The sequence below is a fragment of the Niastella sp. sgz303648 genome (genome assembly GCF_059587045.1).
This window is the reverse complement of the sequence record NZ_JCAPSW010000019.1, coordinates 71,289-93,509: the sequence shown is the minus strand read 5'-3', so window position 1 is coordinate 93,509 and position 22,221 is coordinate 71,289. Positions and strand designations below refer to the sequence as shown.

22 protein-coding genes are annotated in these 22,221 nt (G+C 43.1%); 14 read left to right on the top strand and 8 right to left on the bottom strand.

Going from position 1 to position 22,221, the window contains the following annotated elements:
• The first annotated feature begins 1 nt into the window (after window position 1).
• From AC59IL_RS33820 to AC59IL_RS33800, 5 genes are all read left to right on the top strand, one after another.
• Complete coding sequence (locus AC59IL_RS33820) at window positions 2-1,057, top strand: helix-turn-helix transcriptional regulator (RefSeq protein ID WP_496556685.1); 1,056 nt, start codon at window positions 2-4, stop codon at window positions 1,055-1,057.
• A 352-nt stretch (window positions 1,058-1,409) separates the two neighbouring features.
• Window positions 1,410-1,994, top strand: coding sequence for an RNA polymerase sigma factor (locus AC59IL_RS33815; RefSeq protein ID WP_496556684.1), 585 nt, complete (start codon window positions 1,410-1,412; stop codon window positions 1,992-1,994).
• Window positions 1,995-2,058: 64 nt separating this feature from the next.
• The gene (locus tag AC59IL_RS33810; RefSeq protein WP_496556683.1) at window positions 2,059-2,403 is read left to right on the top strand and encodes a hypothetical protein; all 345 of its coding nucleotides are present in this window, start codon (window positions 2,059-2,061) and stop codon (window positions 2,401-2,403) included.
• Window positions 2,400-2,921, top strand: a complete 522-nt coding sequence (locus tag AC59IL_RS33805) for a Spy/CpxP family protein refolding chaperone (protein WP_496556682.1) — start codon at window positions 2,400-2,402, stop codon at window positions 2,919-2,921. The genes AC59IL_RS33810 and AC59IL_RS33805 overlap by 4 nt, the downstream gene beginning before the upstream one ends.
• Window positions 2,922-3,327: 406 nt before the next feature.
• Entirely contained in the window at window positions 3,328-4,008 is a 681-nt protein-coding gene (locus AC59IL_RS33800) for a TapB family protein (RefSeq protein WP_496556681.1), read from the top strand.
• A gap of 63 nt (window positions 4,009-4,071) precedes the next feature.
• On the opposite strand, the gene AC59IL_RS33795 is transcribed toward AC59IL_RS33800, so the two are convergent.
• The 7 genes from AC59IL_RS33795 to AC59IL_RS33765 form a co-directional block, all read right to left on the bottom strand.
• The gene (locus AC59IL_RS33795; protein ID WP_496556680.1) at window positions 4,072-7,533 is read right to left on the bottom strand and encodes a T9SS type A sorting domain-containing protein; all 3,462 of its coding nucleotides are present in this window, start codon (window positions 7,531-7,533) and stop codon (window positions 4,072-4,074) included.
• A 128-nt stretch (window positions 7,534-7,661) separates the two neighbouring features.
• The gene (gene rfbD, locus AC59IL_RS33790) at window positions 7,662-8,549 is read right to left on the bottom strand and encodes a dTDP-4-dehydrorhamnose reductase (RefSeq protein ID WP_496556679.1); all 888 of its coding nucleotides are present in this window, start codon (window positions 8,547-8,549) and stop codon (window positions 7,662-7,664) included.
• A gap of 9 nt (window positions 8,550-8,558) precedes the next feature.
• Window positions 8,559-9,119, bottom strand: a complete 561-nt coding sequence (gene rfbC / locus AC59IL_RS33785) for a dTDP-4-dehydrorhamnose 3,5-epimerase (protein ID WP_496556678.1) — start codon at window positions 9,117-9,119, stop codon at window positions 8,559-8,561.
• Window positions 9,120-9,271: 152 nt separating this feature from the next.
• Window positions 9,272-10,342, bottom strand: a complete 1,071-nt coding sequence (gene rfbB / locus AC59IL_RS33780) for a dTDP-glucose 4,6-dehydratase (RefSeq protein ID WP_496556677.1) — start codon at window positions 10,340-10,342, stop codon at window positions 9,272-9,274.
• A gap of 156 nt (window positions 10,343-10,498) precedes the next feature.
• On the bottom strand, window positions 10,499-11,479 hold the full coding sequence (locus AC59IL_RS33775) for a UDP-glucuronic acid decarboxylase family protein (RefSeq protein ID WP_496556676.1): 981 nt from the start codon (window positions 11,477-11,479) through the stop codon (window positions 10,499-10,501).
• A 10-nt stretch (window positions 11,480-11,489) separates the two neighbouring features.
• Window positions 11,490-12,821 (bottom strand): UDP-glucose dehydrogenase family protein, encoded by a 1,332-nt coding sequence (locus AC59IL_RS33770; RefSeq protein WP_496556675.1) that lies wholly within the window; start codon window positions 12,819-12,821, stop codon window positions 11,490-11,492.
• A gap of 36 nt (window positions 12,822-12,857) precedes the next feature.
• Entirely contained in the window at window positions 12,858-13,991 is a 1,134-nt protein-coding gene (locus AC59IL_RS33765; protein WP_496556674.1) for a DegT/DnrJ/EryC1/StrS family aminotransferase, read from the bottom strand.
• 487 nt (window positions 13,992-14,478) lie between these two features.
• On the opposite strand from AC59IL_RS33765, the gene AC59IL_RS33760 reads away from it, so the two are divergent.
• A complete protein-coding gene (locus AC59IL_RS33760) occupies window positions 14,479-15,795 on the top strand; it encodes a 3-deoxy-D-manno-octulosonic acid transferase (protein WP_496556673.1) in 1,317 nt (438 codons plus the stop codon).
• Here the strand turns inward: AC59IL_RS33760 and AC59IL_RS33755 are convergent.
• Window positions 15,768-16,514, bottom strand: coding sequence for a DUF8457 domain-containing protein (locus tag AC59IL_RS33755; RefSeq protein WP_496556672.1), 747 nt, complete (start codon window positions 16,512-16,514; stop codon window positions 15,768-15,770). The genes AC59IL_RS33760 and AC59IL_RS33755 overlap by 28 nt on opposite strands.
• 72 nt (window positions 16,515-16,586) lie before the next feature.
• Here AC59IL_RS33755 and AC59IL_RS33750 point away from each other — a divergent pair, with 72 nt between their 5' ends.
• The 8 genes from AC59IL_RS33750 to AC59IL_RS33715 all read left to right on the top strand — a co-directional run bounded on the left by AC59IL_RS33750 (window position 16,587) and on the right by AC59IL_RS33715 (window position 22,180).
• A complete protein-coding gene (locus tag AC59IL_RS33750) occupies window positions 16,587-17,153 on the top strand; it encodes a thymidine kinase (protein ID WP_496556671.1) in 567 nt (188 codons plus the stop codon).
• Between the two features lie 84 nt (window positions 17,154-17,237).
• On the top strand, window positions 17,238-17,888 hold the full coding sequence (locus AC59IL_RS33745; protein ID WP_496556670.1) for a heme exporter protein CcmB: 651 nt from the start codon (window positions 17,238-17,240) through the stop codon (window positions 17,886-17,888).
• Between the two features lie 117 nt (window positions 17,889-18,005).
• Window positions 18,006-18,782, top strand: a complete 777-nt coding sequence (gene ccsA, locus AC59IL_RS33740) for a cytochrome c biogenesis protein CcsA (RefSeq protein WP_496556669.1) — start codon at window positions 18,006-18,008, stop codon at window positions 18,780-18,782.
• Between the two features lie 8 nt (window positions 18,783-18,790).
• The gene (locus AC59IL_RS33735) at window positions 18,791-19,009 is read left to right on the top strand and encodes a CcmD family protein (protein ID WP_496556668.1); all 219 of its coding nucleotides are present in this window, start codon (window positions 18,791-18,793) and stop codon (window positions 19,007-19,009) included.
• 159 nt (window positions 19,010-19,168) lie between these two features.
• Window positions 19,169-20,578, top strand: coding sequence for a Glu/Leu/Phe/Val family dehydrogenase (locus AC59IL_RS33730; protein WP_496556667.1), 1,410 nt, complete (start codon window positions 19,169-19,171; stop codon window positions 20,576-20,578).
• Window positions 20,579-20,725: 147 nt separating this feature from the next.
• Window positions 20,726-21,286, top strand: a complete 561-nt coding sequence (locus AC59IL_RS33725) for a DUF6934 family protein (RefSeq protein WP_496556666.1) — start codon at window positions 20,726-20,728, stop codon at window positions 21,284-21,286.
• Between the two features lie 52 nt (window positions 21,287-21,338).
• The gene (locus AC59IL_RS33720; protein WP_496556665.1) at window positions 21,339-21,515 is read left to right on the top strand and encodes a hypothetical protein; all 177 of its coding nucleotides are present in this window, start codon (window positions 21,339-21,341) and stop codon (window positions 21,513-21,515) included.
• Window positions 21,516-21,640: 125 nt separating this feature from the next.
• On the top strand, window positions 21,641-22,180 hold the full coding sequence (locus tag AC59IL_RS33715; protein ID WP_496556664.1) for a GNAT family N-acetyltransferase: 540 nt from the start codon (window positions 21,641-21,643) through the stop codon (window positions 22,178-22,180).
• Window positions 22,181-22,221: the final 41 nt, after the last annotated feature.

Below are 22,221 nucleotides of genomic sequence, written 5' to 3'. Positions count from 1 at the left end.
TATGAAACTGCTTTGCCCCCCGAATGGAGAAGTACATTTTAGCGAACAGGTTCCTCCTGAATTAACCAGGTTCAAAGTACAACGCACTGTTGTACAGGCTGCCCGTGGCAGTTACGGGGCCATGCTGTTGCAGGGTCTTCCCCCCGGCGATATAAATGCATGGCATTCGGTGTTTCGCATTACACGCGATACCACCTTTTTAGTGCAATCATCAACAAACGGTCATGGTGTAATGGCAAAACTGCGCCTGCTTATAAAAACATCGCAACTGATGCATGTACAGGGGTATGGTGATATTTACCTGCAGGAAGGCGGAGCAAATATGTTATACGCGCCCGATAATCAATTCACGCATTACTGTAAAAAAGGTAAAGAATATATATCATTCGATATTTTTTACCCGTTGAACCAGCTTTCAAAGTGGAGATCGCTGTTTCCTGACCTCGACCAGTTTGTAGCTAAAATAGAAGCCAATAAACCAGCCATGCTATCTAACAAACCGATGTATTTAACGGCCGGCGTTTTCAGTATTATTCATGAAATGATCCATTGCCGGTACGATGATCCCTACCAAAAATTGTATTTCGATAATAAAGCCAACCTGCTGCTGTTTTTGTTGCTGATGCAAACCCTTGAACCTGCAGATGACCATAACTACCAGGAAAACCTGCATATAAACAGTATTCTACACGCCAAAAACATCATCACCAAAGACGAGCGGTATCATTACAGCATACCGCAAATAGCCAAAGAAGTAGGATTGAATGAAGTAAAACTAAAGAAAGGATTTAAGCAGATATTCGGTACCGGTTTATATGGCTTTCTGATGTCGGCCCGCATGCAAAAAGCCAAAGAGTTACTGGAATTCACGTCAAAAACAGTTAAAGATATAAGTCATTTGGTTGGTTATAAAAGCACCAGCAGCTTTATAAAGGTTTTTAAAAACCAGTTTGGCTATTCGCCTTTTGTATGGCGTAATGTTCAAAAAGCAAAAGTTGCCGGCATACATACTCCCAATGGTACACCTGCCGGGAAAAAGAAACCGGGTAACAAGTAACAGGCAATCAAACCACATTGGTAATTCATTCGCCTTTTAACAAATAATTTCTCTCCCCTTCAGTTGCCTTAAAGGCAATACTTTGTTGAGGGTTGCAGGTAGTTTTCTCCGTACCATCTCCGTACCAGGTCCGTACCATCACCGTTAATTTAACGGATATAGTACTTATATCATACTGATTTCACACATTGAACATATAGTATAATATGCTTTGAATATAGTGAATGGCAATAAGCAACAGGCAACAAAAACAGGCTATACGTCCCCTGCATATGGCCAATTGTCGATTGCTAATTGATTTCCCGCAGGATTTCGTAAGTTGTAGCGTCAAACTTCAAACGGCCGTTATTTTTTGAGCGAACTGGAACTGATACAACAACTCCGGGCAGGAGACGAACTGGCATTCAAATCATTGGTAGCGAACTATCAGGATCTGGTATACAATACTGCCCTTGGCATTGTGCAAAACAGCGAAGATGCACAGGATGTAGCGCAGGAAGTATTTATACAGGTATACCGGTCTATTGATCAGTTTAAAGGCGACGCCCGCCTGAGTACCTGGATTTACCGCATTACTACCACCAAGGCACTGGACCATATTCGAAGCCGGCGCAGGAAAAAGCGCTTTGCCTTCATTACCAGTTTATTCGGCCCCAATGATGAACTGGTTCACGAACCTGTTGATTTTCAACATCCCGGCGTGGCGCTCGATCGCAAGGAACAGGCGGCGCTGTTATTTCGCATGATAGATCAACTCCCTGAAAACCAAAAAGTAGCCTTTACATTGCACAAAACAGAGGAACTGAGTTACCAGGAAATTGCCGACGTAATGAATCTTTCGGTTTCGGCGGTGGAATCGCTGTTATTCAGGGCAAGGCAAAACCTGCGTAAATTACTTGAAAAACATTATCAACAGAATAATTCACAAGACCCATAGGGGTTCGAAGGATTTGCCTGTTATTATCGTCAAATATATTAGCTTAGATCGTTAAATTACAGTTATGTCAACCGATTCAAATAATAACTCCCGGAAGATCAATGAGGTGATGGATAGCCTGGAGGGTATACAACGCGCTAAGGCGCCCGATTTTATGTATACCCGCCTTAAAGTGAAGATGGAAAAGGAGTTCGACCAGGGCGGTCCGCTGGGTCGCTGGCTTACCAAACCGGTTCTGGCGTTATCGATTGCTGCTATTATTTTAATTATAAATGCCACCACCGTATTGAAAATGTTGGAGCAAGGCACTTCTTCCGGTAGCACATCATCCGAATCGGCTCAGGTTGTAGCAGCCGATTATCCTGTTAGCGTGTACCCTGTATACAATGAAAATTCCGTAGAACCATGATAAGGCCCCTGCGTCAACGATGGCTTTTGGTGTTGGTAGCGATTTTATTTATAACCAATATTGCCACACTCTCTATTTACTGGTTTGGAAAACCGCCTCATGATGGAGGTGGTGGTCCGCCCCATGATCCCGGTAAAAAAATGGGGCAGTTCATGGTTGATCAAATGAAGTTCGATAAGGAGCAGGAAGCAACCTACTGGAAGTTACGCGATTCCATGATCAACACCCAACGGCCGGTGATGGATTCGATACGCAATGCCAAAAAAGATTTTTTCGATCTGTTGAATCAATCCGATGCCAATGATTCGATGTTGCACGCGCGTAGCAATGAAATCGCCGATCTGCAAAAAAGATTAGACCTGGCCACCTTTCGTCATTTTCAAAAGGTTCGGTCAATATGCCGCCCCGATCAGTTGCAAAAATTCGATACTGTAATTAAAGAAATCGTCAACCGAATGACCCCCTTCCGCCGTTTCGGTGGCCGGCCCGAGGATTCAACGAAGAATAGTCCTAAGTAATAAGTTCTAAGTTTTAAGTACTTAGTTCTGAGATTATAAGAAATTAAGCTCCGTCATTGGCGGGGCTTTTTTTTGCATCGCCTGCCAATAGGCTGAATTAAATTGCTGCGTTCAGCCATTAGTGGTGAACTATACCAAAACATGGGGTGAGCTTCGGTAAAACCTGGGGTGAATAGCCCAATCCTTGTGTCAACCATGTGTGATTTATGTGCCTTTCATTGGGAAAAGAGCTATTTTGACACAAGGATCGCACATGGATCGCACAATGATCATACATAATAGCCGAATATCCAAACATTGCCCTTCCCTGCTTACCACTTATTACTCAATTTACCACGAAATGGGTATTACCTGTTGTTGTAATTGGTCGTTAATTTGCTACATCCAGCTCATCAAAACCCTTCATATGCGTACAACAACTTTACTTGCCGTTCTTTTTTGCATGATGGTGTCGCAAAGCAACGCCCAGGATTGCAAAAACTATTACTTCTTTCAGAAGAACAAAACCATTGAAATGACCATCTACAACAAAAAGGGAGATGCCAATGGTAAACAGGTTTATACAGTTTCAGATGTCAACAGCAGCGGCGCCGAAGCAACGGCCACCGTTAATTCAGAAATGTTCGATAAAAAAGGAAAATCTATTGCAAAGGGACATAGCGAAATTGTTTGTAAAAGTGGGGTAATGATGATAGATATGAAAATGCAATTACCCCAACAGCAACAGGAGCAATTTTCAAAAGCCAATGTAAAAGCGGATAACATTTATATTGAATATCCCGCCGGCATGAAAGTGGGCGACGATTTAAAAGACGCCACACTGGATATGACCATCGATAATTCGGGTATGACGCAATCAGTAAATATGCTAACCAGCAATCGCAAAGTTGAAGCCAAAGAAAGCGTTACCACAACTGCCGGTACCTGGGATTGTTTTAAAATTTCGTACAAAAGCAAAATCACCATAAAAACGATGGGCATTGGTATACCATTTAATATCGAAGGATTTGAATGGTTTGCCCCGGGCTTTGGTATTGTAAAAACCGAAAGCAAAGCCGGCGGAACCGCCATCACCGCCATTAAATAAAAAAAGAAACAGTCCCGAAATCGGGACCGTTTTTTATGTACCTGTGTATGTATGAAAACTATTTTATTGTTTAATCATCTTTAAAGTATACTGCTTTCCGTTATGCTGAACAGAGATGTAATACATGCCGGCCGGTAATTGTTGCACGTTAACCGGTTGAGCGTTGTTAACTGTTTGCCGGTGCACCGGTACGCCTGCTGCATTATGTATAAGTAAGGTTGCGGGTTGCATATTATCGGGTAACTGAACACGAACAGTATTTTGTACGGGGTTCGGTTGAAGTTTTACAGCCATCGCATCATTATTGAGTTGAACCGAAACAATTTTCGAATAGCTGTACAAACCATCCCTGTCGGTTTGCTTCAGGCGGTAATACCAGGTTGAACCGTTTGTTACTGCATCGGTCCAGGTATAACTTTGATTACCGGTGCTGTTGCCAATAGCATTCACCATGCCTGCCTGCTGAAAATCCACACCGTTTGAACTTTTTTCTACAGTAAAGTGGCATGTATTAATTTCTGCCGAAGTTGCCCAGTTTAAATCCACATTACCATTTCTTATTGCAGCATTAAAATATAACCAGGTTACAGGCAATGTTCCGGTTACCACACTGCCGCTAAGAGTTTCATTACTGTTATAAACCGGCGCCGCTGATCCATTGTATTCAAAAATTTTGTAGAAATATACATCGCCCGGTGTAAGTCCGGTTACCATCACCGAACTGCCACTACCCGAAAACACAACGTACTCATCAATAGCTATCTGTGCACCGTTTTTGAAAACAGCATTGGCAGGATACACACTTAAATCAACAGGAGCAGCAGATACAGCGCTTCCTTTTTTTACTACAACCATTCTTCCGCTGCCACTTCCATTGATCCAGTTTACCGTTATGCTGTTACCGGTTGCCGCAACGGTTGCATTGGTGGCGGCAATTACAGGCGCCGACACGGTGGCGTTACTGGTTGTTAGTATGCTGCTGGTAAGATACCGCAGCAAGCTACCCGATCCATTGTATTCAAAAACAGTTAAATAGTAGGTGGTAGCCGGCAACAGGTTGGTGAGGGTAACGATGTTGCCATTGCCATTATACACCACATATTGTGCATTGCCCAAATCGGTGCCCGCACCAAATGAAGCGTTAGCCGTATAACTGGTTGCATTAGACGGAATAAATGAAACAGGACTGCCCTGTCGCATTACCACTATACGGCTGGCGCCATCGCCGTTTGTGCATTTAAAAGTGAATTTATTTCCATCAACAGCCGAAAAAACAGCATTGGTGGCAGCCGTAGTGGGTACTGTAGCGCCAGGTAAATCGGTAGTGGTAAAACTAAAGCTGCTGCCCGGTATCAGATATGCAGGCTGGCCTGAGCCATTGTATTCAAATGCCGTAACATAATAAGTAGTGTTTGGCGTAAGACTGCTTACGGTAAACGGACTACTGGCCGAAGAAGTGCGGTATACAATATAATTTCCGGCCGAAACAAACTGCACCACTCCAAACGACAAGCTGTAACCTGAGTATGCTGTAAGTTCCTGTGGAACGGCATCAACCGGTGTATTGGCTTTCATTACAAACAGGCGGCTGGTACCATTTCCACCAGTATAGTTAATGGTGGCCTGTGTTGCCTGAATAGCAGTAGCGCTTAAAGAAGCAGTTGACTGCGTAGGCCGTGTAACAGTAGGTGCATTACCGGTTAAATACGTAGTAGTTAAATAATCAGGCACACCGGCATCAGACACATTGTATTCAAATACGGCGAAATAATAGGTAGCTCCGATTTCAAGATTGGTTGGCGTAAAATTATTATTCGTACCGTCGTACATCACATATTCTCCGGGTGCTACCTCTGTTCCCTGACCGAAAATGGTATTTGCCGTATAGGATGTTCCATCTGCAGGTTTATAAGTTACGGCAGAGCCTTTCTTTGCAATTACCATTCTTCTGGCGCCGTTCCCGATGATCCAGTTTACCCACATTCTGTCGCCCTCCTTCGATAGCTGCGAAAAAGTGGTAGCAGCCTGTGTTGGTTCAAGCGGAATAGAAAAGCTGATGGATGCAGGTGTTTTATTATACACCGGGTAATTGGATCCATTAAATTCAAAAATGGCGGCGTAATAGGTATAGCCAGGCTTTAAAGCATTTATTGTAAAAGCGGCGCCATTCATACCGCCGGCAATAACATAATTACCCGGCGCTATCTGTGTGCCTGACCCGAAAGTGGCATTGCCGCTATAAAGGGTCAGGTCCTGCGGAATGGCATTTACGGCACTTCCTTCTTTTACAACTGCCAGCCGGTAACTGCCCGAACCGGGTGTAAAGCTAACCGTAGCCGATGTTCCGGTGATGTTTGTGGTAACAAGGTTAGTCGCAATAGACGCAGGGGGTGTTGCTGTACTTTTACTGCCATCGAGCGGCGTGGTTAAATAATAAGTACTGTTACCGGCTCCTTCATCAAATTCAAAAAAACGAAAATAGTAAGTAGTATTCGGTTCAAGATTGGTTACGGTAACACTTTGAGTCGATGAACTGGCCACCACATATTCTCCCGCAGCAATTTCCTGGCCCGAACCAAAAACTGTATTGGCCGTATATACTGTTCCGTTCACAGGTACGGCCGTTACCGGTGACCCTTTACGGGCAATAAGCAATCGCTTGCTGCCATTGCCGATGGTAGCCCCAACAGTAATTCTGTTTCCCTCGATATTCACAAAAGAAATATTCTGTGTTGGTTTTGTAGGACCTGCATTGGTGGTAACATTCCAGTTCGAAGCAGGTTTTAAATACACCGGCGTACCGCTGCCATTGTATTCAAAAAAGGCAAAATGATAGGTAGTGTTTGGTTCCAGTTTTGTAATAGTTACATTGGCGCCACTCCCCTTGTATACTGTATAGTTATCAACGTTAATTACATCACCGGTACCAAACTCACCCGAAAGATAAGGTGAATAGGATTTCAGGTCGGTTGGTTCGGCATTTACAGCAGCTGCTTTTTTTGCCAGTACCAGCCGGCCGCTTCCATTGCCGCTGACCCAGCTCATTTTAATCGAGTTACCGGTGATTTCTGTAAAACCAACACCGCTCGTTTGCACATCAGGCGCCACAACAGTCGACTTACTGCCGGTTAATGGCACCATCAGGTATTTAGTATTGGTACCGGTGCCGTTGTATTCAAATACGGCTATATAGTAGGTAGTACCGGGTTTTAATTTACCTACCGTTACCGATGTCCAGCTACTTTTTTGAACCACATACTCACCGGCGCCGGTAAACTCTGTTCCGGCTGTTGCAAAATTTGAGTTGGCAGTATAGTCTTTACTATTTTCGGGCAGCCCGGTAACCGCACTTCCTTCTTTTACAACAACAAGGTGCGTGGCGCCATTGCCTGCATCGAAATTGATCTGAAAACCGGCGCCTTCGATATAGGAAAACCGCAAATTACTGGCAGGTACTGTAGGCGCTACCTGTGCAGAAGCATAAATACACGATAAAATAAATAACAGCGTACAAATTTTTTTCATGGGCTACATTTTTAATGAGGGAACAAATGTAGCAGCTACGATACGCCGTTATAGGCTACGCGTAATGGAATGCAGAAAAAGCAGCGTGAATTGCAGCAGACAATGAACTGAATGGTCAATGAACCGATTCACGATTCACTATTCATCAGCAACGACAAACATTGCTGCAATGATTCTTTCCAAAAGGGAATGGTGCAATGAAATACGTTCTGAATTTTGTTTGTATCGAGTAAAGAAAAAGATGGCCGTTTGGCCGGTGTAGGAAATTGTTCTGTGGGAATTGGATTAACAGCGCATGCACTGCCGGTTAATTCTTTAATGGCCACTGCAAAATCATACCAGCTGATGCGGCCATGGTTACTGTAATGATAGATGCCGGGGTGCCAGGCGGTAGTTTGTAACTGGCAATTGGCAATATATTGAACCATACACTGAGCAAGATCTGCGGCATAAGTAGGTGAGCCTATCTGGTCATTCACCACATTTATAGCCGGGCGGTCGTGCATAAGCTTCATCATTGTTTTTACAAAATTCTTTCCAAACGATGAATATACCCAGGCAGTTCTGATAATAATGGCTTCGGGATTATATTGCCGGCACAGCTCTTCGCCTTTGAGTTTTGAGGCGCCATACAGGTTAACCGGTTCGGTAAGCGCTTCTTCTTTATAAGGAACCGGCGATTGCCCGTTAAACACGTAATCGGTACTAATATGTATGAAGCGTGTATTGAAAGTTTCGCAGGCGGCAGCCAGTACGCGGGTGCCTTCGGCATTAACGCGGTAGGCTGTTTCCCAATCGGTTTCGGCTTTATCTACGGCTGTGTATGCAGCGCAGTTAATGCAATAAGCAGGACGATGCGTTGAAAAAAACTGCTGTACAGCCGCTTCATCATCGATCGGCATATTTTCATGCGAAGTAAAAATAAAATCAAACGTCGGGTACGATGCTGATAAAACCCGCAACTCCTGCCCTACCTGTCCGTTAGCACCGGTAACTAAAATAGCTGGTTGCGACATATAATATAGTTAACCTTCAAAAACAAACGGATTAATGCAACTGGTAAACCCAGGGTTTTGTAAATCTTTATCTGATATAATAGCCTTTGCTGCAGGGATCTTCCAGTCGATGGCCAACACCGGATCATTATACAAAATACCACCTTCACTAACCTTGCTGTAAAACTGATCGCATTTGTACAGCACTTCGGCCACATCGCTCAGCACCGAAAAACCATGTGCAAAACCGGCAGGAATAAACAGTTGCTTTTTATTATCTGCCGATAGTTCAATTGAAAAAGCTTTTCCATATGTAGGTGAGCCTTTTCTGATATCCACTACTACATCCAATATTGCGCCAACTAATGCACGTATTAATTTTGACTGGGCAAACGGAGGCACCTGGTAGTGCAATCCCCTGATCACACCATAAGTTGAACGGGATTGATTATCCTGCACAAACCGGTTGGTGATTCCTGCGCCGCCAAATATTTTTTCGTTATAGGCTTCGTAAAAAAATCCCCGGCTATCATCAAATACCATAGGTTCAAATACCAACAAACCCGGAAATCCTGTTTCAATAAAAGGCACAATTGTATATTTTGAGATTTTGAGATTTTGGGATTTTTAGATTTTAAGTTTCTGCAATTTTGAGATTTTGAAATTAGAAAAGAAGGATCGAATAAAAGAAATCCCGAAATCTCAAAATCCCGAAATCAGAAATTTAAACATCGACTTACTATTTACCTCTTAACATACTGCTCTTCATAATAGTGCTGGTAATCACCTGAAGTAACATGCTTCACCCAATCTTCATTGGCCAGGTACCACTCCACTGTTTTTTCAAGACCTTCTTCAAATTGCAGCGAAGGCTTCCAGCCCAGTTCTTTATTCAGTTTCGAAGCATCGATAGCATACCGCATATCGTGGCCCGGGCGATCTTTTACATAGGTGATCAGTTTGGCCGAAGTGCCTTCGGGCCGGCCCAGCTTTTCATCCATTATTTTGCACAACAGGTGTATAAGATCGATATTTTTCCATTCATTAAAGCCGCCTACATTGTATTTATCGCCTGTTTTTCCTTTGTGAAAAATTACATCGATGGCCCTTGCATGATCTTCAACAAACAACCAGTCGCGAATATTTTCACCTTTGCCATATACCGGCAGCGATTTGTTGTTTTTAATATTGGTGATCATTAAAGGAATAAGCTTTTCGGGAAAATGATAAGAGCCGTAGTTGTTCGAACAGTTGCTCATTACCACAGGAAAGTCATACGTATGATACCAGGCCATTACAAAATGATCTGATGATGCTTTGGAAGCCGAATAGGGCGACCTTGGATCGTAGGAAGTTTCTTCGGTAAAAAATCCTTCACTACCCAGTGAGCCATATACTTCATCGGTCGACACATGATAGAACCGTTTTCCGGTCATGCCATCGGCCGACTTTGCCCAGTACTTACGGCTTATATTAAGCAGCGTGGCTGTACCCAGCACATTTGTTTTTACAAAAGCGAGCGGATCAATGATCGAGCGGTCAACATGGCTTTCGGCAGCAAGATGGATCACCGCGTCGAAATCATATGCTTCAAACAACTGCTCAATTCTGCCGGCATCGGTAATATCAGCTCTTTCGAACCGGTAATTAGCAGCCAGTTCTATATCTTTCAGATTTTCGAGATTGCCAGCATAGGTTAATGCATCGGCATTCACGATTAAATAATCCGGGTATTTATTTACAAATAACCGTATCACATGCGATCCGATAAAACCGGCTCCGCCAGTGACCATTATTTTCTTTGCAAAGCTCATAACTTTTTTTTGAGGTCTGAAGTCCGGGGCCTGAAGTCTGAAGAGTCTCAGATTTCAACATCCTGACTTCAAATTAATTTTTCTTACTTAAGCTTCCCACTTCGGACTTCCGACATCAGACTTCCGACTTCTGACATCGGACTTCTGACTTCCGTCTTACTTCTTTACAAATTCCTTCGGCTGTTTAAACCATTCTTCCTTTGGCAATGATTTAAAGTATTCGTAGGTAACTTTCAGCCCTTCTTTACGGCTCACTTTTGGCGACCAGCCCAGCACTTCTTTTGCACGGGTAATATCAGGCTGACGTTGTTTGGGATCATCTACAGGCAGCGGCTTGTACACGATCTTTTGCGTGGTGCCGGTAAGCGCAATGATTTCGTCGGCAAAATCTTTCAACGAAATTTCATCGGGGTTACCAACATTCACCGGCAAATGATAATCACTCATCAGCAAACGGTAAATACCTTCTATCAGATCATCAACATAGCAAAAGCTTCTTGTTTGTGATCCATCGCCAAATACGGTTAAATCTTCGCCACGCAAAGCCTGACCAATAAAAGCAGGAAGTGCGCGTCCGTCGTTCAACCGCATCCGCGGGCCATAGGTATTAAATATGCGTACAATGCGTGTTTCTACACCATGAAACGTATGATAGGCCATGGTCATTGCCTCCTGAAAACGTTTTGCTTCGTCGTACACGCCTCTTGGTCCTACCGGGTTTACATTACCCCAGTACTCTTCGTTCTGCGGATGTACCATGGGATCGCCATAAATTTCCGAGGTAGAAGCTACCAGTATGCGGGCGCCTTTTGCTTTTGCCAGGCCAAGGCAATTGTGGGTGCCCAGCGATCCTACCTTTAATGTTTGAATAGGAATTTTCAGGTAATCGATGGGACTGGCAGGAGATGCAAAATGCAGTATATAATGCAATTCGCCGGGAACATGTATGAACTTCGATACATCGTGGTGATAAAATTCAAAATGTTCCAGCTTGAATAAATGTTCAATATTGCGCAGATCGCCGGTGATCAGGTTATCCATTCCAATAACATGAAACCCTTCTTTAATAAAGCGATCGCATAAGTGTGAGCCTAAAAAGCCGGCTGCACCGGTTATAAGTACTCGTTTTTTGGTCATGGGATGGGTTTTATTTATGTTTAGAGCCGGCAGGTATAGCTACAGCACGGCCCACACTTTCGTAGTAAAATCCTAATTCTTTAATAGCGTTTGCTTCGAAAAGGTTACGACCATCGAAGATCACTTTACTTTTCAGCGCAGTAACAATTTTCAGGAAGTTAGGTGTGCGAAACTCATTCCATTCGGTGGCAATAATCAGCGCATCGGCCCCTTCGAGACAATCATACTGGTTTTCGCCAAATTCAATTTTATCGCCCAGCAATGCCCGTACGTTATTAATGGCTTCAGGATCAAAAGCGCTGATAGAGGCTCCTTCTTTCAATAATTCATCTATAATATATAAAGCAGGCGCTTCGCGAATGTCATCGGTATTTGGTTTAAAGGCCAGCCCCCACAATGCAAACTTTTTACCCTTCAGATCATTATGAAAAAACCTTTTGATCTTCGGCAGCAGGTGCAGCTTTTGTTTTTCGTTTACATCCATTACCGCATTGAGTATCTGAAAATCATATCCTGCTTCACTCGACGATTTTACCAATGCCTGCACATCTTTCGGGAAACAGCTTCCGCCGTATCCGATGCCCGGAAACAGGAATCGTTTACCAATGCGTTCGTCGCTACCGATACCACGGCGCACCATATCAACATCGGCGCCAAGGCGTTCGCACAACTGGGCTATTTCATTCATAAATGAAATTTTGGTAGCCAGAAATGAGTTAGCGGCATATTTGGTCAATTCGGCCGAACGAACATCCATAAATATTACCGGGTTACCGGAACGTACAAAAGGAGCATACAGCTCGCCCATAACTTTACAGGCTCTTTCAGATGAAGCGCCAATAACCACACGGTCGGGCTTCATAAAATCTTCTACGGCTACACCTTCGCGTAAAAATTCGGGGTTGCTCACTACGTCAAAATCACCCACATAGCCTTTTGCAATGGCCGCATATACTTTTTCGGCTGTGCCTACAGGCACGGTACTTTTATCAACTATTACTTTGTAATCGGTCATTATTTCACCAAGATCTTTGGCAACGCCCAATACGTATTTCAGATCGGCGCTTCCATCTTCCCCGGGTGGTGTTGGCAAGGCAAGAAACACGATTGCGGCATCTTTTATGCCATCCGATAAACTGGTGGTAAACCGTAAGCGTTCTTCTTTGAGGTTGCGAAGAAATAATTTTTCAAGTCCTGGTTCGTAAATGGTTATCTGGCCGGCAGAAAGTTTTTCCACTTTCGTTTTATCGATATCTACGCAGGTAACATCGTTACCGGTTTCTGCAAAGCAGGTGCCTGTAACCAAACCTACGTAGCCCGTACCTACTACAGCGATTTTCATTTTGAGGATGTTTTAGAGCCTTAATTGGTATAAGGTTTATTGTTTATTAATGAACTCCAATACCTTACCGGTAATAAACTGGAGCTGTTCGTTGCTCAATTCGGTATGCATAGGTAAGGATAACACGCGTTCGGTAAGCCAATCGGTTGTTTTCAGTTCGTATTTCGAACCACCAAACGCGTCGAACATTTTCTGACGATGTGCAGGTACAGGATAATAGATCATCGAAGGAATACCATGGCCCGCTAAAAACTGATGCAATTCATCGCGATTTACGCCTTCCAGCAACAATGTATATTGATGAAACACGTGATTGCAGTAATGGGCCCGGTAAGGAACAGTAATTTTTGCATGACCGCCAAAGGCCTGATCGTAAAAATCAGCAGCACGCCGGCGGGCGGCAATATATTCATCAAGATATTGAAGCTTTACATTTAATACAGCTGCCTGTACAGTATCGAGGCGGCTGTTGCAGCCAACACGGTCGTGATAATATCTTTTTGCCTGTCCGTGATTGGCGATCATTTTCAGCGCATCGGCTAACTCATCATCGTTGGTAAAGATAGCGCCGCCATCGCCAAAGCAGCCAAGATTTTTTGAAGGAAAGAAAGAAGTAGTGCCTATTGTACCAATAGTACCTGTTTTTTTAGCAGTGCCATTGCTGAGTTGAATATCGCCTCCAATGGCCTGCGCATTATCTTCAATAACATATAAATTATAACGGCGGGCCACTTCCATAATGGCTTCCATATTGGCAGCCTGACCATATAAATGTACCGGCACTATTGCTTTTGTTTTTGGCGTGATGGCCTTTTCAATAGCTACGGGATCAATGCAAAATGTTTTGGGATCTACTTCTACAAAAACCGGTTGCAACTGTAACAATGCAATTACTTCGGTGGTGGCAATAAAAGTAAACGAAGGTGTAATCACTTCATCGCCCGGTTGCAGGTTCAATGCCATTAAAGCGATCTGCAACGCATCGGTTCCATTGGCACAGGGAATAACATGTTTAACACCGAGGTATTTACTTAACCCGGCCGCAAAATCCTGAACGGCCTTACCATGGATGAAAGCAGCACTGCTGATCACCTCCTGCATGGCTGCATCTACCTCTGTTTTAATTTTTGCGTATTGCTGCTTTAAATCAACCATTTGTATCGGCTGCATATCCACTTATTTTTTTAGTCAAAACGGGCACAAACCTACTGCAAAAAAATGGTGTTAGCAACATAAACGACAACCTGAAATGCTGAAAATAAAGAAGTAACAGCCACATGTGAATAGTTTCACTATTATATAATATATTGAAAGAAAACATATCAGGAAAAATATGTAACCCGAAATCCATTATTTTGGGCAGTGCGCCTTTAAATTACCGGATGCAGGTACCTGAATTGCTCAACAGCCCCCCATTTACCTGGTAGTTATCAATAATTTATAGCAGAAAGCACCCCTTTATATCCTGAGCCTGGCTTGTGCGCCGTTACCCCGGCGAAGTTGGATGCCGGAGCTTTGGGCGCCGGAGCCTCAGTTCAGCGCTGCAACAGGAAGGCTGATGACCTGTACCTTGTACCTTGTGCCTTGCACTTTGTTCCTTTTTTGACTGTATTGACTTTTACTACGACATTTGTTTTTTTTGAATCAAATTATTGCCGTGCACCTTTTCATTTATAATATTTTTCTGTTTCTATATTCAATTGGAATTCGCATCACCGCCCTCTGGAACCCCAAAGCCCGTTTATGGCTGAACGGACGGAAATCTGAAGTCAGCAGCCTGAAGCCGGAGGCCGGAAACCAGCACTCAGTACTCAGAACTGAGAACTCACAACTCGTATGGATGCATTGCTCGTCGCTGGGCGAGTTTGAGCAGGGCCGGCCCGTGCTGGAAGCCATCAAACAACAGTACCCTTCTGTAAAAATTGTACTGACGTTTTTTTCGCCCAGTGGCTACGAAGTGCGCAAAAATTACCCGGGCGCCGATCATGTTTTATACCTGCCGCTCGACTCAAAAGCCAATGCCCGCAAATTCTTACAATTGGTACAGCCCAACCTCGTTGTTTGGATAAAATATGAATACTGGTATTATTTTCTTACCGAAATAAAGAAAAAGAAAATCCCCTGCATATTGGTATCAGGTATTTTTCGAAAAGACCAGCCGTTCTTTAAATGGTATGGCAGGCTACACCGCTATATGCTCGAAAGCTTCAATCACCTGTTTGTTCAAACAGCAGCATCCAAACGATTGCTGGGCAGTATTGGGTTCACCAATATGGTTAGCGTAAGCGGCGATACGCGGTTCGACCGGGTGGTACAAATAGCAGAACAATTTGAACCCATTGACCTGATAGCACAATTTTGCGGTAACAGTAAGGTGATCGTCGCCGGCAGTACCTGGCCCGAAGATGAAGAAGAAATGGACCACTATGCCAATACGAACCCCGATGTAAAATTCATCATTGCTCCGCATGAAATTGATGAAGATCACCTGAAAGAGGTGGAGAAACTGTTTAAGTATAGCGTGCGTTTTTCGCAGTTATCTGTTGCCGGTTACCAGTTACCCGATACCGGAAAACAGGAAACAGGAAACCGGGAACCGGTACCAAACACTTTAATTATCGACAACATCGGCATGTTATCTAAACTATACAAGTATGCTACTATTACTTATGTAGGCGGAGGCTTTGGTGATGATGGAGTACATAATGTGCTGGAAGCGGCGGTTTATGGCAAACCGGTAGTGTTTGGGCCTGTGTATGAAAAGTACATTGAGGCTGTTGAGCTGGTAGAGAACCGTGGTGCTTTTGTGATAAACACGGCGCTGGAACTGGAGCAAACTTTTAATGAACTTCTAACAAATAATCATTCGTATCAATCAGCCTGCGAGGCTGCCCGTAATTATGTATATACTAATAAAGGAGCAACTGATAGTGTTATGCAATACATTTACGAAAACCGTCTTTTAACCAGTTGATAAAAATGGCGGGTGCTTTCTTTATTTTCATCCCATCCCAGCTTAACTTTTAATTCTCTTTCAATCCAGTATTGTGCTTCGGGCAATATGCGAAAGCTGTTGATGGTTTTTATACTGCGTTCATACATTACTTCGTCGTTGCGGAACAGTTCGCTTATAAATACAAAACGATCGTTGATGCCAATGGCGCGGCGCAGATCGCGAACAGGCGCATCGTTCAAAACATGGGCAACTTCCTTAACTTCTTCTTTTAACTTTTCATTAAGTGAAGATTCTTTCGAAGCCATTACCTCGTTCAGCTCTTTTACAACCTGCTGATGAGCAAGGGTTGGAATTTCGCGCAGCGGGTCGAACTTATAGCCGTTTTCGGTTTGAACCGGTACCGGTTCAGGATGATGACCATTCTGGCCATTCTTTTTATCCACAATACCGTTTATAACCGGTTCGTTATGCACTTCTTCCACTACCGGCACCGCCGGTTTATCAACCACCACCTCAATTACAGGCTTTTCTGCCATCACCTGCCGGTTCTGATAAGCATGTCCGTTCGCCGGCATCATCACAGCCACCTTTGAAGTGTTGGCGGTTCGGTGTGTAGACGTTGACATTTGTACCAATTCTGTTTCAATTAATTGGGTAGTCACTAATAGTTGAAACGGATCGGCATTTTGTGCAAATTGTTCATTTAATTTGCCAATAAGTTGAGCTAAACGTTCCATAATAAGCGGGTACTTTTTTATGGTTAGAGTTAATTGATAAAGTTAACAATTATTGTACCTATTTCCGTTAAGATGTTTATAGAACCAAATATATCGGGTGAACGCCGCGGCAGTATTGAAGTAATTTGCGGGTCTATGTTTTCCGGAAAAACCGAAGAATTGATCCGGAGACTAAAACGGGCAAAGATCGCCAACCTGCGGGTAGAAATATTTAAGCCTAAGATAGATGTTCGTTATGATGCACAGAACATTGTATCGCACAACGAGAGAGCCATTTTATCAACTCCTATTGATAACTCTCAAACCATATTATTATTGCATGGCGAAGCCGATGTGATTGGTATTGATGAAGCGCAATTTTTCGATGACCAGCTTCCCGATGTGTGCGACCAGCTGGCGCTGAAAGGGATCCGTGTAATTGTTGCGGGTTTGGATATGGATTATACCGGTAAGCCATTCGGACAAATACCCTTTCTATTATCCAAAGCCGATTTTATAACCAAGCTGCACGCCATTTGCGTTAAATGCGGTCATATTGCGAACTATTCCTATCGTAAAACCGCCGGCAACGCACAGGTACTGCTGGGCGAAACCGATTTGTATGAACCGAGGTGCAGGAAGTGTTATTATGAGAAGTAGGCAATAGGCAGTAGGAAAAAAGAATGTTAATATTGCGCCGCGTTACACAGAACATAGAACTCAGAACTTAGAACTATCAAACAATTGAACCACATACTGGCCCTGATCAAAAAAGATCTGTTACTTGAAATCAGACAGCAATACTCGTTTTATGGCATATTGCTGTATGTAGCTTCTACCATATTTGTATTGTACCTGGCCATGAACCAGCCCGAAGAAAAAGTATGGAACGGTTTGTTCTGGATGATACAGTTATTTATTTGCGTGAATGCCGTAGCCAAAAGTTTTTTACAGGAAAGCCAGGGCAGAATGTTATACTTCTATACAGTTGCAGGTGCGCGTGATTTCATTCTTTCCAAATTGTTGTTCAATGCTGTGCTGATGATACTGATGAGCCTGGTAAGCCTGCTATTATTTCAGTTGCTGATGGGCAATCCTTTACAAAATCCCGTTCGGTTTATTGGTTTTGTTTGTTTAGGCGGCTGCAGTTTGAGCCTGGTATTTACTTTTCTTGCAGCAATAGCAGCCCGTGCCCGCCAGGGTGCGGCGTTAATGGCCATACTTGGTTTTCCGCTGATCATTCCGCAGGTATTATTGCTCATGCGTATGTCGAACACCGCTTTTGCCGATGTAATTCAGGCCGGTTTACTGCAGATCATACTGCTGCTGGTTGCCCTGGATATACTGATAATTGTGCTGGCGATTATATTGTTTCCGTTTTTGTGGAAGGATTAAATCTGTCACCGGATACCAGTTCCCCGATTCCGGTAACTGGTAACAGGTAACTGGTAACTGGTAACAGGCTTCTGGTAACAGGTATCTGGCATCTGGTAACTGACAACCGGAATTTGAGTGCTTTCCCCTAAATTTGCCCCACCTATTTCGGATTATTGGGATTCAGATAGTTTGCAGGTACCAATAATCATCAACAAACTACACGAGTTTATGCGCCGGTACTGGTGGAAAATACTAAGCATTGTTTTGCTGCTCTATACATTTATTGCAGGTTTTTTGATTCCGCTTCCTTACAAAACAGCTTACGAAGACAGTAATCTGTACGAAAGCATGCGAAATTTCTTCTTTCATGTGCCCATGTGGTTCAGCCAGCTGATATTAATTACGGTATCGCTGGTGTATTCAATAAAATACCTGCGCAAGTCCGATATTACTTACGACTTTTATGCTACTGAGTTTGCCCGAACAGGAACTGTACTGGGGTGCCTGGGGCTGATCACGGGGGCAATATGGGCTAATTATACGTGGGGGGCTGCCTGGAGCAACGACCCCAAACAAATCGGCGCCGCCATTGCCCTGCTTATTTATGTAGCTTATTTTGTATTGCGCAATTCCATGACCGATATGGATAAAAGAGGCCGTGTGGCTGCCGTATATAATATTTTTGCATATTTTATTTATATACCCATGATCATGATTTTGCCGCGTTTAACCGAATCTTTACATCCCGGCGGCAAAGGATCAGAGGGAAATCCCGGTCTTGGTGGCAGCAGCCTCGATGCTACCATGGAAACAGTTTTCTGGCCCGCTGTTTTTGGTTGGGCATTATTAGCCACCTGGATCACTACGCTCAGACTGCGTGTGCGATTACTGGAAGAGAAAAAACACAGTTAATTTTTAGTATGAAGCAACTAATTGTAACCCTGTTCGTTTTATTTGCCCGGATAGTGGCAAATGCCCAGGACTCATTGAACCATTCGGCCCAACAACCAACCGGTTTAAATGCCGGAAATAAAATTTATGTAGTGTTGGTAGTTGCCGTAACCATCCTTATTGGTCTGTTGTTGTATGTAGCACGATTGGATAGAAAAATTTCCAAACTGGAGAAACAAAGTTCGTGATTGGTGAATGGTCAGTGGTGAATAGACTGTTCATTTTTAAACAACTGAACAATGGAAAATCAGGTCGCGGAGTTCATTCCCGATTGAAGATTCACCATTCACCATTGACCATTGACCATTGAAATACTGCTCAATCATAAAAACAAAAACAGCTTAGTCATGTCAGAGTACAGTTTTTTTGGCGCGGTGGAAAAGAGTTTTGATAAAGCCGCGCAATTCACCAACTGGGATCCTGGTATCCTGGAACAGATCAAGCAATGCAATGCCGTATACCGCATGCATTTTCCGGTAAAGATTGGCGATAAGATAGAAGTGATAAAAGCTTACCGCGTACAACACTCCCATCACAAACTGCCCTGCAAAGGAGGTATTCGTTTTGCCCTTTCCGTGAACCTCGATGAAGTAATGGCCCTCGCCGCCCTTATGACCTACAAATGCGCTATTGTAAACGTTCCGTTTGCAGGCGCCAAAGGTGGTATTACCATCGACCCTAAAAAGTACACGCCATATGAATTGGAAAAAATTACCCGCCGTTATACGTCGGAACTGATCAAAAAGAACTTTATTGGCCCCGGTATCGATGTACCTGCACCTGATTATGGTACCGGCGAACGCGAAATGGCATGGATCGTTGATACCTATACCAGCATGCGCCCCGGCGAAATCGACGGGCTTGGTTGCGTAACCGGTAAGCCCGTTACGCAAGGTGGTGTGCGTGGCCGCAAAGAGGCAACCGGCCTGGGTGTTTTTTATGGTTTGCGCGAAGTGCTTCACATGAAAGATGTAATGGATAAACTCGGTTTATCGGTAGGTGTTGAAGGCAAGCGTGTAGTAGTGCAGGGACTGGGTAATGTGGGCTATCATACCGCAAAATTCTTCCAGGAACACGGCGCAAAAATTGTTGGTATCAGCGAATGGGAAGGCGCCATTTTTAACAATGATGGTTTGGATGTAGATAAGGTGATGGAACATCGCAAAACCAAAAGCACCATTTTAAATTTCCCCGGCAGCACCAATTTTGCTAAAAATACCGATGCACTGGAAATGGATTGCGATATTTTGATTCCTGCTGCACTCGAAAACGTTATCAACGGTAAAAACGCGCCCAACGTAAAAGCAAAGATCATCGGTGAAGCAGCCAACGGTCCGCTTACACCCGAAGCAGATGAAATATTTATAAAAAGAGGCATTCTGGTAGTACCTGATATGTACCTGAATGCAGGCGGTGTTACTGTATCATATTTTGAATGGCTTAAAAACCTTAGCCATGTACGTTACGGACGTATGGAAAAACGCTTTACCGAAAACCTCAACAGTCATATTCTTGGACAAATTGAAGGGCTCACCGGCAAAAAAGTGAATGGCAAAGAAAAAGAGCTCATTTTACATGGTCCCGAAGAAGTTGATCTGGTTCGCAGTGGCCTGGAAGAAACCATGATCACCGCCACCCGCGAAATCATGGAAGTATGGAAAACCAATCCGCAAATACCCGATATGCGCACAGCCGCTTACGTGGTAGCTATTAATAAGGTGGGTACCAGCTATGCTGAGTTGGGGATATTCCCATAGGGCAGGAAACGTTATAAATTTCAATCCCATTCATTACACGGATGGGATTTTTGTTTTATTGACCATGATCATTTTCGCATATACATGTTATGAATATTCCCTACATTTCATATTTGAACTTTTCGCTTACATAAACAGTTTTGCCAAATGGCACTAAATATAAAGATTGATTTTAACGATTGCTATCCAATCAAGGCCTTAGGCAATACCCTGCAATTAAGCTTATTCAATACTGTATTGCAAAATGGCCAAACGATTCCTATAGGTATTCATATTAGCGAGGAAGCACATCACCTTATGCCCAATGTTCATAACCTGGCATTCGGTCCTATTGATCAAAATAATGAGATTGATGATAAAATAAAATTGTGCCATCAGAATCATTCTAAATTATTTTCAACCGTAGTATTCACTGGTTTTACCTTTTTACAAAACACAAAAGAAAAATTTCTGGGCATTGATGGTTCAAACAATGCAAGGGCTTACATGTATTACAGGTGTATTCAAAATAACTTTGAATATCTGAACCAATTCGTGAACATTTTTGGAGTTAACTATTATGTAAGGGTTTTGCGCAAAGTAAATGATGGTGATGATGGCCATCCTGTTGATAAAGAAGATATATTAGCTATGCCCAAACCTATGGATAAAAAACTGTTTACGAGGTACGAAAAACTATATAACTATTTCATTTTCAACTCGAAATAGCTAAAATATTGAGTAGAACAAAGTTTTAATTTTTTTTATTAAATTTGATATTATGAATGAAGATATTAAGGAACAAATGAGGCAGCTTTGGCTACAGGCTAAGCAAACCGGTAAGCCCGATAGTGAAATTAAGGTAACGCTTAAATCCGGTGGTGAAACTTCTTTAAGCAAGGTTATTAAAACAAAAGAGCAGGCTGATTTATTTATGAAAATATTGAAGTCCTTGTAAATAATTCAAACATTATTATACTAAAAATCCCATTCGTTATACGGATGGGATTTTTGTTTATAAGGCTCCGCCGCCGGCCTTTGAAAAATATTTTTAAATTTCAGTTCTTAAGCTATCCTTTTAAAATGAACCCAATTGATCAATCACGCATAATAATTCAACCTGTAGAAGTAACTTTTCTGGAAATGCACCTGCGCCCGGCAAATACGATTGCTCAAAAAAGAGATACAAAATTTGAATTGTTGCCTAAACCCATTTCAATTGATGAATACCGCCGGTATTATTACGGCGTTGGTAAACCCTGGCATTGGCTCGACCGGATGGTCATGAACGATGATGTATTATTCGAAAAGATCAATGCCGCTAATGTCGACATCTACCTGTTTCTGGTACAAAACCAACCCGCCGGATTTGCAGAATTTGTAAAAGAAAACGAATATGTAGAGATATTATATTTTGGATTATTACCCGGTTTTATTGGAAAAGGATTGGGTGGCTATTTTCTGCAGCTGGTTATACAGCAGGCATGGAGCTACCAGCCGAAATGGATACAACTAAACACCTGCACCCTCGATCACCCCAATGCATTACCTGTTTACAAAGCCGCAGGGTTTAATGAAGTAAAGAAAACTACTGAAAACCGCAGAGTATTGTTACCTGAATAAATCACTTATACAACTCCTGCCTCCAACCTGAGGCACATGCG

Excerpts from the sequence above, each read along its gene's own strand:
- AC59IL_RS33820 (WP_496556685.1), top strand. The coding sequence starts at position 2 with ATGAAACTGCTTTGCCCCCCGAATGGAGAAGTACATTTTAGCGAACAG.
- AC59IL_RS33810 (WP_496556683.1), top strand. The coding sequence starts at position 2,059 with ATGTCAACCGATTCAAATAATAACTCCCGGAAGATCAATGAGGTGATG.
- AC59IL_RS33805 (WP_496556682.1), top strand. The coding sequence starts at position 2,400 with ATGATAAGGCCCCTGCGTCAACGATGGCTTTTGGTGTTGGTAGCGATT.
- AC59IL_RS33800 (WP_496556681.1), top strand. The coding sequence starts at position 3,328 with ATGCGTACAACAACTTTACTTGCCGTTCTTTTTTGCATGATGGTGTCG.
- AC59IL_RS33795 (WP_496556680.1), bottom strand. The coding sequence starts at position 7,533 with ATGAAAAAAATTTGTACGCTGTTATTTATTTTATCGTGTATTTATGCT.
- rfbD (WP_496556679.1), bottom strand. The coding sequence starts at position 8,549 with ATGTCGCAACCAGCTATTTTAGTTACCGGTGCTAACGGACAGGTAGGG.
- rfbB (WP_496556677.1), bottom strand. The coding sequence starts at position 10,342 with ATGAGCTTTGCAAAGAAAATAATGGTCACTGGCGGAGCCGGTTTTATC.
- AC59IL_RS33775 (WP_496556676.1), bottom strand. The coding sequence starts at position 11,479 with ATGACCAAAAAACGAGTACTTATAACCGGTGCAGCCGGCTTTTTAGGC.
- AC59IL_RS33770 (WP_496556675.1), bottom strand. The coding sequence starts at position 12,821 with ATGAAAATCGCTGTAGTAGGTACGGGCTACGTAGGTTTGGTTACAGGC.
- AC59IL_RS33765 (WP_496556674.1), bottom strand. The coding sequence starts at position 13,991 with ATGCAGCCGATACAAATGGTTGATTTAAAGCAGCAATACGCAAAAATT.
- AC59IL_RS33755 (WP_496556672.1), bottom strand. The coding sequence starts at position 16,514 with ATGGAACGTTTAGCTCAACTTATTGGCAAATTAAATGAACAATTTGCA.
- AC59IL_RS33750 (WP_496556671.1), top strand. The coding sequence starts at position 16,587 with ATGTTTATAGAACCAAATATATCGGGTGAACGCCGCGGCAGTATTGAA.
- AC59IL_RS33735 (WP_496556668.1), top strand. The coding sequence starts at position 18,791 with ATGAAGCAACTAATTGTAACCCTGTTCGTTTTATTTGCCCGGATAGTG.
- AC59IL_RS33730 (WP_496556667.1), top strand. The coding sequence starts at position 19,169 with ATGTCAGAGTACAGTTTTTTTGGCGCGGTGGAAAAGAGTTTTGATAAA.
- AC59IL_RS33725 (WP_496556666.1), top strand. The coding sequence starts at position 20,726 with ATGGCACTAAATATAAAGATTGATTTTAACGATTGCTATCCAATCAAG.
- AC59IL_RS33720 (WP_496556665.1), top strand. The coding sequence starts at position 21,339 with ATGAATGAAGATATTAAGGAACAAATGAGGCAGCTTTGGCTACAGGCT.
- AC59IL_RS33715 (WP_496556664.1), top strand. The coding sequence starts at position 21,641 with ATGAACCCAATTGATCAATCACGCATAATAATTCAACCTGTAGAAGTA.